This window comes from Paenibacillus sp. FSL R10-2788 (genome assembly GCF_038003885.1).
GTDB classification, from domain to species: Bacteria; Bacillota; Bacilli; order Paenibacillales; family Paenibacillaceae; genus Paenibacillus_AQ; species Paenibacillus_AQ odorifer.
Genome location: NZ_JBBOQA010000001.1, coordinates 1,333,208 through 1,345,997 on the forward strand (window position 1 = coordinate 1,333,208; position 12,790 = coordinate 1,345,997).

Below are 12,790 nucleotides of genomic sequence, written 5' to 3' on the forward strand. Positions count from 1 at the left end.
TTAAGATAGAGAGAGGGTAATTTAGATTTATTACTTCGTTGAAGAGAACCTGAAGGAGAGATAACAGATGGATACGTTGGTGTTTTTGGGTACAGGGGATGCCATGGGGGTTCCTCGGGTATATTGCAGCTGTGAGACCTGTACAGAGGCAAGGGAACAGGGGGAAAATATTCGCCTGCGCTCTTCTGTACTTATAGATAATGGCAGTGACTTTTTAGTGATCGATTGTGGGCCTGACTGGCGGCGTCAGATGGAAGCGCAGGGAGTACGAAATATGCGCAGACTGCTGGTGACGCACGCTCATTTTGACCATATTGGTGGGCTGCCGGAATGGGCGGATGCCTGCCGCTGGATGGGATATAAAGGCCAGCTCTATGCCCCAGCAGAAGTGATTCCGATTATTGAGCGGCAATATCCATGGCTGCGCAATCAGATCGAGATGATTCCTTGTGATGAAGGCATAGAGCTAGACGGCTGGACAATAGATATCTGGAAAGTGAACCATGGCAAGAATGGATACTCGTATGCTTTTCGTCTGGAGAAGGAGGGCTATGTATGGGTGTATTGTCCAGATTCCATTTCTCTTGGAGCTGAAGAGACACGCCTGATGCATGGAGCTGACTTGCTGGTATTAGGTACAAGCTTCTATTACGAAGCAGCGGAGTTATCCACTCGTTCTGTATATGATATGACGGAAGCTGCGGAGCTGCTGCAAACTGTGAAGCCTCAAAAGGCAATCTATACCCATATGTCGCATGATGTGGATATGAGAAAATCATATATTTTACCGGAAAATGTTACGCTGGCCGAGACGGGGATGAGAATACCCTTAGGATCTTCAGATGAAATTTAGGTAAAAAGAAAACTCCCTTCATTTGCTGGAAGGGAGTTTTCTTGATCTTATTTAAACCTGTTATATTCCGCCTTGTTGAATCTGTTTAATTAACTCTTCAAGCCAATAAATGGAGTGGTCCGCTTTAGTTGAGATATTCACTAAATCAAAAAGGGACATCATTCGGGCAACTTCAGCCTGTTGATGTTCCTTTTGTGATTTCTATTGCATTCAGTATTCAGATCCCGATATATACTATATAATCAAAAAGCATATCGTATTATTTTTACATATTTAGAATAATTATCATCGCCAGAGGAGGAGTACGAAGTGGCTGACTCCAAGGATCCAATCCTGCTTGATTTTCCCGAGAGTTTTGAAACAGAGAGGCTGCTCATTCGTGCCCCTTTATGGGGAGATGGAGTTAGCATGAATGAGGCTATCCGTGAAAGTATAGATGAATTGAGACCTTGGATGGCTTTTGCTCAAGTAGTAATACCCACATTAGAAGAATCAGAGAAAGTTACTAGAGAAGGCAGACTGGAGTTTCTAAAAAGGTATAAGCTACATATGCGTATTTTTAGAAGGGATACGGAGGGTTTTATCGGCTGCATTAGCCTGCATCATCTAAACTGGGAACTCCGCAATTTTGAGATTGGTTATTGGATCCGGAGCGCCTGTGCAGGCAAAGGATATATGACAGAAGCCGTAAATGGAATCACCAATTTTGCCATACGGGAACTAGGGGTGAATCGTCTCGAAATCTTTTGTAGTGAACGAAACACCAAAAGTGCCGCGGTAGCCGAACGTGCGGGTTTTACACTGGAAGGGATGCTGCGCAGTGCGAGTCTTGGGTATGACGGGGAACGGCATGATAATAAGTTGTTCGCTAAGGTTAGAGGTATAGAATTTTAAGTGAGAGGGCTGGTTCTTTGAAGCAGAAAGGCGTTTTCTCAAGATTAAGTACATACATGTTAAGGCACAAGCTCTTATATACGATTTTATTATTTACGACTTTATTTGGGATTGTTCTGGATTTAACGATTGCTTGGCTGCTCTCAGTAATTACGGATGCTGCGGTTAGACTCGATGTGAAAGCTTTTAAAGGGCTGGTTATTTTCGGATTAATCTACTTATTAGTGAGTGCAATTAACGGTTTCATCGATCGATATTTCAAAAATAAAATCTCTGCCAAGATCAGAAATGAGCTGCGGTTGGATATGATGCGGCATGCTTTAGCTCTTCCTCAGTCTTATTTTGACCGTAATCATTCCGGGGATTTATTGTCCCGCTTTACTAATGATAATCAATCTGTTGGTAATGCTGCAGGCGAGGTAATGATTGATCTAATCCGTAACCCTTTACTAGCCCTCGCGGCTTTTGGTTATTTGCTCTATATTAACTGGTTACTGGCATTGATCTGTTTTGCAATGGGACCTTTGATGTTCCTTACGGGAAAAATCTTCGGTTCAGCGATGCGTGAGAACAGTGTGAAGATTCAGACTAATATGAGCAAGATTACTTCCTTTTTACATGACATTCTAGGCAGTAGTATGGTGTTTAAATCCTTTAGCATTGAACGCAGACTAATGAAGCAATATCAGGAGCATAGTGAGAATATTACTTCTGAAGAATTAAAACGGGGAAGAATTGAGGGAGCTACTGGCTCGTTCTCCTCTTTTTTGGGAAACTTTACGTTTCTTCTGGCGCTGGTCGTGGCTGGTTATTTTGTGGCAAAAGGATCACTTGAGGTCGGTGCGATGATTGCTTTCATCCAGCTCATGAATTATTTAGTAATGCCGTTCTCGTCATTGCCGGGACTGATCAATTCGATGCAGCAATCACTTGGGGCGGCGGGACGGATCTTTGAGGTGTTGGATAGCCCGGTGGAGGTTGAGACCCTTCCAGAAGTGGAGACTAAGCAACCAGAATTTGAGAGTATGGTTATGTCGTCGATCTCTTTCTCGTATCCGGGAGCAGAGAGACAAAGTATAAACAAGATTAGCTTAGAGCTTCAAAAGGGAACACAGATGGCGGTTGTGGGACCGAGTGGTGGAGGTAAATCTACGCTTTTTAAACTATTGCTGGGATTGTATGAACCCGATGAAGGCGAAGTAATAATCAATGGGCAGCGGATCAACGAGATGAGTCTGGCTAAGCTTAGAAGTTATTTTTCCTATGTGCCGCAAGAGGCAGGTCTTTATACGGGAAGCATTCGTGATAATATCCGGAATGGAAATCCAGAGGCGGATGAGCAAGAAATTCTGGAAGCTTTGCGAAAAGCGAATGCCTATGATTTTGTAATGGAATTGCCTGAGGGACTGGATACTGATATTGGTGAGGAAGGCTCACGACTGTCCGGGGGACAACGTCAGCGGCTTTCCATTGCAAGAGCAATTCTGAGAAACGCTCCTATTCTGCTGTTGGATGAAGCTACTGCTGCACTTGACAATGAATCAGAAAAACTGGTGCAGCAGGCCATTCGTAAACTAATGGGAGACAAAACTACACTCGTTATCGCGCACCGTTTATCTACGATTCAGAACGCTGATATCATTCTCGTGATGGAGAATGGTGAAATTGTGGAGAGTGGAATGCATGATGTACTGCTTGCTGCCGGAGGAAGATATAATGATCTGTACTATTCTCAGCTAGAGCAGGAAGAAGAGAGTGGAATGGGACCCGAGAAAGTGGAATTAGCTTCTACAGGAGTTTGAGTTTTGGAATAAAAAAGGGTGTAGCAACGTCATGAAATATGGCGTTGCTGCACCCTTTTGCTTAAGGAAATTTAGTTTACTTTATTAAGAATGAATTTATCAATCGCATATTTCACGCCATCGTCATTGTTGCTTAAGGTCACGAAATCAGCAATTTCTTTCAGAGCAGGAATAGCATTCTCCATAGCGACGCCAAGTCCGGCAGCTTCAAGCATCTCATGGTCGTTCCAAGAATCGCCTACAGCGATGGTCTCGGAAAGATCACAGCCGTAATGTTTGGCTAGGAATTCAAGTGCAATGCCCTTGGTTCCTTCATGATGCATGATTTCCAGAAAGTGTGGTTTGGATTTGGTAATATGCACGGAATCACCAAGCAATTCATGCAGGATTGGAGCCAGTTCATCCAAGAAATCAGGATCATCGATAATTAGCATTTTTGGTGTTTTTTGCGGGACAAGCTTTTCCCAGTCAGGCTCAATAAAATATTGCGTTTTATTCAAGTCCGTATAGTCTTTGATCTTTTGGTTGTCTTCACGGGCATATAGCTTGTCGTCAATGTAAGTTTGCAGATGCAGATTATGCTCCACGCAGTAAGTGAACAGCTTGCGGACTGCATCTTGCGGGACGTAACGCTCATACAGTACTTTTTCATCGAGCAAGTTCTTAACGAGTGCACCCTGGTAAGTAATGATAGGTACGTTTAGTCCAGTTTGACGGGCAATGGCTTGAGCGGAAGCGTAAGCACGGCCTGTAGCAAGGGTTACAACAACACCTGCGGCAACTGCCTCTTCAAGCGCAGTTTGGGTAGCGGGTGTTACTTCCTTGTCATCATTAATCAGAGTGTCATCAATATCAATCGCGATCAATTTGTACATTTGTCTCTCTCCTTATCTCTTTCTAAATAGATGTAATTTGGAAAAATAACTCTTCTTATGTTGATTCTGACCCGGTTCCGGGCTCAGCTCTGCCATAAGCATAGCCCCCAGAATACAACCACAACCGAGCAGAGCGGACAACCCGAGTGTTTCCCCGCCAAAGGCTAAACCCGTCAGAACGGCAAATACCGGTTCTGTGGCATAAATAATGGCTACCCGCGATGGGGTAGTATATTTCTGACAGGCGGTTTGAATCCAGAAGGCAAAAGCGCTGGTTGGCCCAATGGAGATCAGCAGAGCCCAAAGCACATCTGGGTCCTTAATCAGCTCCCCGCTGTGGGCGAGCGGTGTTGCCCCTTCAAAAATAAGCGAGGCAGCAATACTGAACAGCCCAACGAAAGCAAGCTGCAGAGTAGCTAGCGGCAACGCCGGATAATGAGGTGCATAAACGCCAGTATAGGCTACCTGTAACGCAAAAGCTATGGCACATAGAAGAATCAAGGCATCGCCTTTATTCAAGGATAATGCAGAGCCCGTGAACGTCAACAGATAAAGCCCGATTGCGGCGAGTGCTGCACTGAACCAAGTGTATCGTGAAATCGCATGCTTCAATAGGGCTAGAGACAGAAAGGGAACTAGGACAACTGATAGCCCGGTAATAAAGCCGGTATTAGAGGTTGTTGTATATAGAAGTCCCATAGTCTGAAAGCCATAGCCCAAAAACAAAAAAAGGCCAAGCAGCAGAGAATCGCGTACCATGCGGAAACTTAGCTGTTTCCAATCCTTGCGGTAAAAAATAACTGTGATTAGAGCCAGCAACAGGGCAGCGCCCATAAAGCGGATGCTATTAAACGCGAGTGGTGGCAGCACCTTGACAGCATTTTGTACAATCAGAAAGGTACATCCCCACATCATCGCCACCAATAGCAGGCTAAAATCGGCTATACGGGAACGCTTCACTACTTAGGTCATCCTTTCTTCAGCAGCTGCCGTCTCTATGTAGACGACAAGGTCAAGTTGTCCAAATTGTATCGTATATTCATGGGGAGGACAAGATAGAAATCGCGCAAAGGCTTATATACTAAGCGATTTCAGCGTTTTATGTAGACAAAAAAACCGGGTCTTGATATACTTCGATAACCGCACATTTGTTCTTGTTTTTGCATCTTAGAAAGGAGCGGTTTCACTATGATGGGCAGATCCCATTTAATTATCAGCACCGGGGTTACCCTATCTGTTATGAGTTTGATGGCCCATGAGATTACAATCCCGGTTATTGCCGTCGCCGCATTAAGCTCGCTCCTGCCAGACATTGATGAACCGAATTCGTTACTGGTACGCAAGGCGATTCCTGACTTTCTGCTCAGGATACTACAGGTTGCTTTGATAGGAGCAGCGATTTATCTTTATTTTGCAGGAATCGTTGAAAGCCCGTGGAATATTGTACTGGCCCTACTTGTGGGGAGTGTAACTTTCCTGCCGGGAAGAAAGCTGCGGCATCTGGTGATGGTACTAATCGCTACTGCGGTATTTGCATACGGAGGGGCGTATGATCCTTGGAACTACATAGTAGCTTGTATACTCGTAGTTACATCACTTGTCCCGCATCGTGGATTGACTCATACCTTATATGCTGTTGCAGGCTGGAGCACTTTATTGTATTTTGCTTCATCGGGTATACAGGATGGTGGTAGTCTATGGATAGCAGGCGGCATGTCTTATGCGCTTCATCTATTGGCCGACTCTCTCACCCAAAGGGGAATTACGCCCCTGCCGCCCATTCCATTTAAGCTGCGTCTAAAGCTAATGAGTACAGGCACGAAAAAAGGTGGAGCTGTAGAGAATGTTTTTATCCTGCTCACACTCGCCCTAGTTGTATATGTATTTATACTTTCTCCTTGAGATTTACGGATATGAAGCACATAATGAATTACCGCTAGAACACACAGGAGGCGGCTGTTATGCGGGGGGATTCCTTAGTGAAGTGGTTTGGAAGATTGCAGATTCGTAATAAAATAATCCTTATTTTTATACCGTTGATCATTTTTCCATTGCTTGCTTTAGGCTTGCTCTCAGGGCAGATGTTCAGCCGTTCGATGATCGAAAAGGCTAAGTACAATTTTAAAGATGAATCCAAGCTCATCATGCAGCAAATAGATACGATTGTAAAAAATACGGAGAGTAGTGCCAACATTATAACTACCGACATCCATCGGATGTATGCTGAACGTCCGTTGTTATCCTCGACAGTGGAGCAGACGCGGTTTCGCAATTTAATGCAGAGCCAGCTTTCTATCGATCTGATTATTTTTCCGGATGTCGACTCTGCTGTATTTGTGGATACGGAAGGGCAGATATATTCCTCTTACGCCTACGGTAATCCTAACGAGCAGAAGGTATTCACCAGCGATATGCTGGAGAAGGCTAAAGAAAAAGGCAGCTACGGAGTTAACCGTTGGCTTCCCATGGAGCAGAGAGATTATCTGGTTAGTGATCCGGCAGTTCCGGTGCTCACACTGAGTAAAGTCGTGTACAATCTTAAAACGGGCAACCTAATAGGTACATTATTTGTGAACGTAAAAGAAGATGCTCTCTCTGCTTTTCTGGAAACCGCTAGAGAAACCTCTTCGGACAAGAAATATTTTATAGTAGACGGAACGCAAAGGACCGTGTCTACCCCTGATAAATCAAAGCTTCTACTGAAGCCTGAGGACAGACTCAACGGCAGTCTTAGGAAGACGGGAAGCTCTGTCTCGGAAATTATCGGCAAGGGGAGCGGGCGAGAGCTGGTCACTGTGACGTATTATGATAAGCTGAATTGGAAGCTTGTGAATACGATTTCGCTGCAGAAGTTAACTGCGGATATTCACCGTAATATAACGTTAACTATATTCGTGGGAATAGGATGCCTGTTACTGTCTCTGCTGCTTGCAGGAAAGCTGTCACAGATTATCGTAAATCCGCTTCTTCAAGTGACGAAGGCGATGCGTAAAGTAAGGGAAGGCGATCTGAATGTCACCTCACCAGTGACTACAGAGGATGAGACTGGGCTAATCTCCACCGTATTCAATTCCATGGTTGGTCGTATTCAGGAGCTGATGCGGACGATTACAAACGAACAAGTCCGGAAACGTGAATATGAACTAGCTCTGATCCATGCCCAGATTAAACCCCATTTTCTGTACAACACACTGGATACGATTTATGTACTCAACGATTTGGAGCTTAATGAAGCAGCTCGGGATACGACCAAGGCACTGGCAGATTTCTATCGGGTTGTTCTTAGCAAAGGGAACGAGGTTATTCCACTGTCCGAGGAAGTATCAAACGCAGCTGATTATTTGGCTATTATGCAGGTTCGCAACCCCGACGTATTACGTTACGAGATTAATATCCCGAAATTTCTCGAAGGAGTCAAGGTACCCAAATTGTCCCTGCAGCCGCTCATCGAGAATGCAATCTACCATGGATTAAAAACAAAGGGCAGTCAGGGGCTAATCTCAATAGAGGCTTATACACACGGAAGAGAAGTTATCATTACCGTGGAGGATAACGGTGTTGGCATGTCCGGGGAGCAGGTGTCGCGGATTGTAGAATACCGCTCACGAGAAGGAAAACCGGCATCCATTGGCATTTACAGCGTTCATGAACGGATTAAGCTGTATTTTGGAGAACCATATGGCCTATCGGTAGAAAGTAAACTGGGAAAAGGTACTGTTATGAAAATGACGATTCCCGGTACGGAAGCGCAGGGGGGCAGCGTAGATGTATAAAGTGATGGTTGTAGATGACGAGCCGCTGTTTCGTTATTATATGCGGACCAAGCTGGATTGGAGTAAATATGATTTCAGTGTCTGTGGTGAAGCGTCAAATGGCAGAGAAGCGCTGGAAGAAGCGGAACGGACGAAACCAGATTTGGCTTTAGTGGACATTAGTATGCCCTATATGGACGGTATGGAGCTGGTTACCCGGTTACAGGCCAATGCTCCTGATATGCTTATTGTTTTTGTAACAGGGCACAATGAATTTGATTATGCACAAAAAGCGATTCGCTTAGGTGTACAAGATTATTTATTGAAACCGTTTAACCAGCAAGAGTTTAACGAGATGATGATCAAGGTGAAGCAGCGCCTTCAGTCACATAAAATAGGTGCACGCAAAGCTGGGAAGCCGGAAATAATTGCAGAAGGAACGGCTTCCAATAAGCTCTTTCCACTCCAAATGGACGAGCAGAATTCCTCTGAAGGGATAGAGGAGTTCTCCTTTCCATCCAAAGAAATCACTCATCTTGGAATTCAGGATGCCATGCTGATGGCGTTAAAGATGGGGGATGGCGATGCAGCGGCGAAGGACATAAGCAAATTAATTGAGATTCTACGACGCCAGAGAGGGGGAGGCAGCTATTCCTTTACTCTATTAATGAGTATAGTATCCCTTTGCCTTGCCTATGCTGGAGAAAGAGGGATCAATCCGGAAAGTCTCTGGAAACCAGCAGGTTCACCGGAGCAGCGGCTACGGGAGATGGATAACTGGGATGAGACTGAAAGCTGGATAAAAGGCTTGTACAGTAAAGTCATTGATCAAGGTCGTGAGCACCGCCCCTCTAAGTCGTACAATTTATTCATTGCCGCCAAAGAGTACATCCGGGAGCATTATTCCGATTGTGAGCTGACAGTTGACCAGGTGGCGAATGGCGTTTATGTAGATACCAGCTATTTACGGAAGGTTTTTCGAAAAGAAGGTGGAATCTCTGTACTTGATTTCATTACCTATACTCGTATGAAGCAGGCCAAGGAACTGCTTGCTGGAGGAAATGTGAGACTGTCTGAAATCGCCGGTAAAGTGGGCTATAATGACCCGAATTATTTCAGTAAATGCTTTAAAAAACACTATGGCATGCCGCCGTCTGAATTTGAGCAGCTGGCTGCCCGTTCCCGCCATATTGGCGTTAATAATGAAATTTAATAAACATATTTGGTGGCGGCTCTCTGGTGAGGCCGCTTTCATTTTGTCCTGTTTATTACCGATTGTGCCCGATATGGCTCTTTTTGGGTCTTCAAGGCTCAAATATAATAGAAACAGGACGATGAAAACGCTAACAAATAGCGGATTCAACTAGCTCCACTAAATAGAGCATCAGAAAGGGGATTCATTATGAGCAACAAGTTATTCAGAACACTGGGGGTTGCAACCGTTTTATCCTTAGCTTTCTCACTTACAGCCTGTGGTGGTAACAATGCCGGAAACGGTGGTTCAACCTCTGAAGGTTCCAATACGACCGCTGGGAATACCGATAAGAAAATTCAAATAAAAATTTATGCACAGCATTTTGACGAAGATACTTCAAAGCCATTTGATTATGCCGTAGAGGAATTAAAAAAGGAAATGCCGGAGGTGGAGATTGTACTGGATGAGGCTGTTCAAGATGGCTACCAGAAGCTGAAAACATATGCCGCAACTGGGAACATGCCGGATATTTATGAAACAGACTGGCCTACGCTGCAAACCTTCGCCAAATCTAAAAATGTCGAGCTGCTTGATGAATACCAAGCCACCAAAGATTTCAAAGCGAATCTAAACACAGGGAATGAGTCCCGTCTAATTGCCCCAGACGGTCATGTATACGCATTCCCATATACGGGAATTGAATTCCAAATGTTGTTTTACAACAAGGATATCTTTAAAGAGGTAGGCATCGAGATGCCGATCAAGACGATCGATCAGCTGGCTGAAGCGGCTAAGAAGCTTTCTACAGCAGGGTATACACCGCTCTCAATTTTCGCGAAGGAGAAATGGATCACTACTTCTTTTTATAGCGGACTTGTGACTCGTGAGGAGACGAAAGGGTTTGGCCCACTTGAAACGAAGGGAACGACAACATTGCCTTCGCCTTATGTAACAGCAGCAGAACAAATGAAGAAGCTGGAAGAAGCAGGCTTGTTCGACGTCAATGCTACGAATACCAATTATGATCAAGCTTCATCTTTGTTCTACCAAGGAAAAGCTGGCATGTTCGTCAACGGTCAGTGGGAAATCTACAGCAGTGCTGAGAAGCTTGGGGATAAAGTGGATTGGATGTACTGGCCAGCTAAGGACGAAGCGACTTATGAGAACAACAAAATGTACATTAACGGTGCAGGAGGTCCTGGTGGCTTTGCCGTTTCTCCAAGCAGCAAGAATGTAGAGACTGCAGTGAAAGTAGCTAGTTTCATCGCACAAAAATATAGCGAATACAAATATACACAGCTGGGTAGCCCGATCGTAGCGACTAAAGTGGATAAAGAAATGACCGGTGAAGTGCCTGCCATGATGAAAAGAATCGCTGAAGAAGTGCTGCCAAACGTGAAGGGGTACGCCAATGCGGTAAGCAGTGTTCAAATTAAAAATGCACTGGACGACAATACACAAAATATGTTGATCGAAGGATTCTCGGCTAAGCAGTTCACGGATAACATGAACCGAGTGCTGAACAAAGAAAATAAATAATTAGAGAAATAAAATAAATAAAAATTGGTCCATGCCCTGCAGCTCACCCGGATCGAGCCCTTATATCGGGTGAGCAGCTTGGCAAGGAAGGAGTGGAATCTTACCGCATGCATAAATACTTAGGTAATAAGAAAGCCATAATGCTGTTTCTGCTTCCCGCTCTGTTGATTTATAGCGTAGTGATTATCTATCCAGTGCTTCAATCCTTTTATCGTAGCTTTTTCGAGTGGGACGGGCTCAGTACGGCTACTTTTAACGGATTGTCCAACTATGTAGAGATGTTTGATGATCCATTGCTTTTGACATCCCTTCGTAACGGCCTTATTTTTGCACTGGTACTCGCTGTATTTCAGATCGGATTGGGAACCATTCTTGCGCTTGCCTGTGCCGATCCGCGAATCAAAGGGCGTAAGTTGTTGAAAACAGCTTATTTTATTCCCGTAGTTCTGTCGGTTACGGTTGTTTGTCAGCTATGGATTGCCATCTACGATCCGAATAACGGATTGATCAATAGGCTTTTTGAAATTTTGCATATTCCTTATCAACAAAACTGGCTTACTTCTCCAACCACATCCATAATTGCGATTGCCTTTGTTAATGCCTGGCAGTTCATGGGTTACCAGTTCAGTCTTTTATATGCGGGGGTTAAATCTGTCCCTGAGCAGTACATGGAAGCTGCCACGATTGACGGTTGCTCCAAATGGATGGCGCATCGTAAGGTGACAATTCCAATGATGAAGGAGACGTTCAAATTCTGTCTGATCATTGCCATTACTTCAGGAATCGGTGCTTTTGTACAAATGTTGATTATGACTAACGGCGGACCGGGAACGAGTAACTATACGCTTACCTTTATGATTTATCGTTATGCATTCTTGGAAAGCAACTACGGCTATGCCTGTGCGGTATCGGTTGTGCTTGTCCTTCTGTCGCTTCTGGCCACCATTATTATCAACAAGACATTTGACCGAAATGAAGCATAAGGCAGTACGCCGGAAAGGAAAAGGAACGTTATGAAAAAAGTGAGAGCATTGCTCATACAGCTTCCCTTATGGATTTATTTTATCATTTCCATCTATCCGCTATTATGGATGATTTCTTATTCTCTGAAAAATAATGATGAGATTTTTGTCACCAACCCTTTCGGATTTCCGACTAATTTCCGGATTGAAAACTATGTGGCCGCTTGGTCACAGTTCAATATACCGCGATATTTTACGAATAGCTTGGTAGTCTCTACGATTTCAACGCTACTTATTATCATATTATCGCTGATGTTCTCATTCGCAATTTCCCGGCTGCGGTGGAGATTCCGTGAAGGGGTCAGATTGTATATGACGATCGGAATGTTCATGCCGCTGCAGGTAATTATGATTCCACTTGCCATACTCGTACGGGATTTACATCTGACTAATACCTACGGTGGGCTGATTGTTCCTTATGTCGCCATTGGATTGCCGTTCTCTTGTCTGGTATTCTACGGCTTTATGAAGGGTATCCCTGGGGAGCTGGAGGAATCCGCTTGTATGGACGGCGCGAATGTATACCGGATGTTTCTGCAGATTATTGTGCCGGTTGTAACGCCAGCTGTCGCAACAGTAGCCATTTTTCAATTTCTGAACAACTGGAATGAATTTTTGCTGGCTTATATTCTGATCTCTGATGAGGGGATGAAAACACTGCCGCTGGGTCTATTGTTCTTCCAAGGCCAATACAGCACAGACTGGGGTGGCATGGGGGCGGTTATGACGATGGCGAGTCTGCCAATGGTTATTGTCTATTTGTTCTTTAGTGAGCAGGTGGAACGGGCAATGACAGTTGGATCTGCTGTAAAAGGATAAAGCGAAGAGTATTAATTCATGCAAAAGAGGACTTCTGGC

11 protein-coding genes are annotated in these 12,790 nt (G+C 44.5%); 9 read left to right on the forward strand and 2 right to left on the reverse strand.

Annotation, left to right across the window (positions count from 1 at the left end; translation table 11 throughout):
- The first annotated feature begins 67 nt into the window (after positions 1-67).
- From NSQ50_RS05855 to NSQ50_RS05865, 3 genes are all read left to right on the forward strand, one after another.
- Positions 68-853, forward strand: a complete 786-nt coding sequence (locus NSQ50_RS05855) for an MBL fold metallo-hydrolase (RefSeq protein ID WP_036681762.1) — start codon at positions 68-70, stop codon at positions 851-853.
- A gap of 309 nt (positions 854-1,162) precedes the next feature.
- Positions 1,163-1,747, forward strand: coding sequence for a GNAT family N-acetyltransferase (locus tag NSQ50_RS05860; RefSeq protein ID WP_076224701.1), 585 nt, complete (start codon positions 1,163-1,165; stop codon positions 1,745-1,747).
- Between the two features lie 56 nt (positions 1,748-1,803).
- Positions 1,804-3,549, forward strand: a complete 1,746-nt coding sequence (locus NSQ50_RS05865) for an ABC transporter transmembrane domain-containing protein (protein WP_143760537.1) — start codon at positions 1,804-1,806, stop codon at positions 3,547-3,549.
- A gap of 71 nt (positions 3,550-3,620) precedes the next feature.
- Here NSQ50_RS05865 and NSQ50_RS05870 read toward each other — a convergent pair whose 3' ends face one another.
- Entirely contained in the window at positions 3,621-4,424 is an 804-nt protein-coding gene (locus tag NSQ50_RS05870) for a Cof-type HAD-IIB family hydrolase (protein WP_036681768.1), read from the reverse strand.
- A gap of 12 nt (positions 4,425-4,436) precedes the next feature.
- A complete protein-coding gene (locus NSQ50_RS05875) occupies positions 4,437-5,384 on the reverse strand; it encodes a DMT family transporter (protein WP_076104833.1) in 948 nt (315 codons plus the stop codon).
- Positions 5,385-5,612: 228 nt separating this feature from the next.
- Here NSQ50_RS05875 and NSQ50_RS05880 point away from each other — a divergent pair, with 228 nt between their 5' ends.
- The 6 genes from NSQ50_RS05880 to NSQ50_RS05905 all read left to right on the forward strand — a co-directional run bounded on the left by NSQ50_RS05880 (position 5,613) and on the right by NSQ50_RS05905 (position 12,751).
- Complete coding sequence (locus tag NSQ50_RS05880; RefSeq protein ID WP_038569151.1) at positions 5,613-6,326, forward strand: metal-dependent hydrolase; 714 nt, start codon at positions 5,613-5,615, stop codon at positions 6,324-6,326.
- Positions 6,327-6,385: 59 nt separating this feature from the next.
- The gene (locus NSQ50_RS05885) at positions 6,386-8,197 is read left to right on the forward strand and encodes a cache domain-containing sensor histidine kinase (protein ID WP_076104832.1); all 1,812 of its coding nucleotides are present in this window, start codon (positions 6,386-6,388) and stop codon (positions 8,195-8,197) included.
- Positions 8,190-9,389: a response regulator transcription factor gene (locus tag NSQ50_RS05890; RefSeq protein WP_051491207.1), complete on the forward strand. Its 1,200-nt coding sequence runs from the start codon at positions 8,190-8,192 to the stop codon at positions 9,387-9,389. Before NSQ50_RS05885 ends, NSQ50_RS05890 begins: the two co-directional genes overlap by 8 nt.
- A 189-nt stretch (positions 9,390-9,578) precedes the next feature.
- The gene (locus tag NSQ50_RS05895) at positions 9,579-10,910 is read left to right on the forward strand and encodes an ABC transporter substrate-binding protein (RefSeq protein WP_052096834.1); all 1,332 of its coding nucleotides are present in this window, start codon (positions 9,579-9,581) and stop codon (positions 10,908-10,910) included.
- 107 nt (positions 10,911-11,017) lie between these two features.
- A complete protein-coding gene (locus tag NSQ50_RS05900) occupies positions 11,018-11,893 on the forward strand; it encodes a carbohydrate ABC transporter permease (protein ID WP_038569153.1) in 876 nt (291 codons plus the stop codon).
- A 30-nt stretch (positions 11,894-11,923) separates the two neighbouring features.
- Positions 11,924-12,751: a carbohydrate ABC transporter permease gene (locus NSQ50_RS05905; protein ID WP_036681776.1), complete on the forward strand. Its 828-nt coding sequence runs from the start codon at positions 11,924-11,926 to the stop codon at positions 12,749-12,751.
- Positions 12,752-12,790 lie beyond the last annotated feature (39 nt).

What these genes read in the sequence shown, in the direction of transcription:
- NSQ50_RS05870 (WP_036681768.1), bottom strand. Translation starts at nt 4,424, where the DNA reads ATGTACAAATTGATCGCGATTGATATTGATGACACTCTGATTAATGAT.
- NSQ50_RS05880 (WP_038569151.1), top strand. Translation starts at nt 5,613, where the DNA reads ATGATGGGCAGATCCCATTTAATTATCAGCACCGGGGTTACCCTATCT.
- NSQ50_RS05865 (WP_143760537.1), top strand. Translation starts at nt 1,804, where the DNA reads ATGTTAAGGCACAAGCTCTTATATACGATTTTATTATTTACGACTTTA.
- NSQ50_RS05855 (WP_036681762.1), top strand. Translation starts at nt 68, where the DNA reads ATGGATACGTTGGTGTTTTTGGGTACAGGGGATGCCATGGGGGTTCCT.
- NSQ50_RS05885 (WP_076104832.1), top strand. Translation starts at nt 6,386, where the DNA reads ATGCGGGGGGATTCCTTAGTGAAGTGGTTTGGAAGATTGCAGATTCGT.
- NSQ50_RS05900 (WP_038569153.1), top strand. Translation starts at nt 11,018, where the DNA reads ATGCATAAATACTTAGGTAATAAGAAAGCCATAATGCTGTTTCTGCTT.
- NSQ50_RS05895 (WP_052096834.1), top strand. Translation starts at nt 9,579, where the DNA reads ATGAGCAACAAGTTATTCAGAACACTGGGGGTTGCAACCGTTTTATCC.
- NSQ50_RS05905 (WP_036681776.1), top strand. Translation starts at nt 11,924, where the DNA reads ATGAAAAAAGTGAGAGCATTGCTCATACAGCTTCCCTTATGGATTTAT.
- NSQ50_RS05890 (WP_051491207.1), top strand. Translation starts at nt 8,190, where the DNA reads ATGTATAAAGTGATGGTTGTAGATGACGAGCCGCTGTTTCGTTATTAT.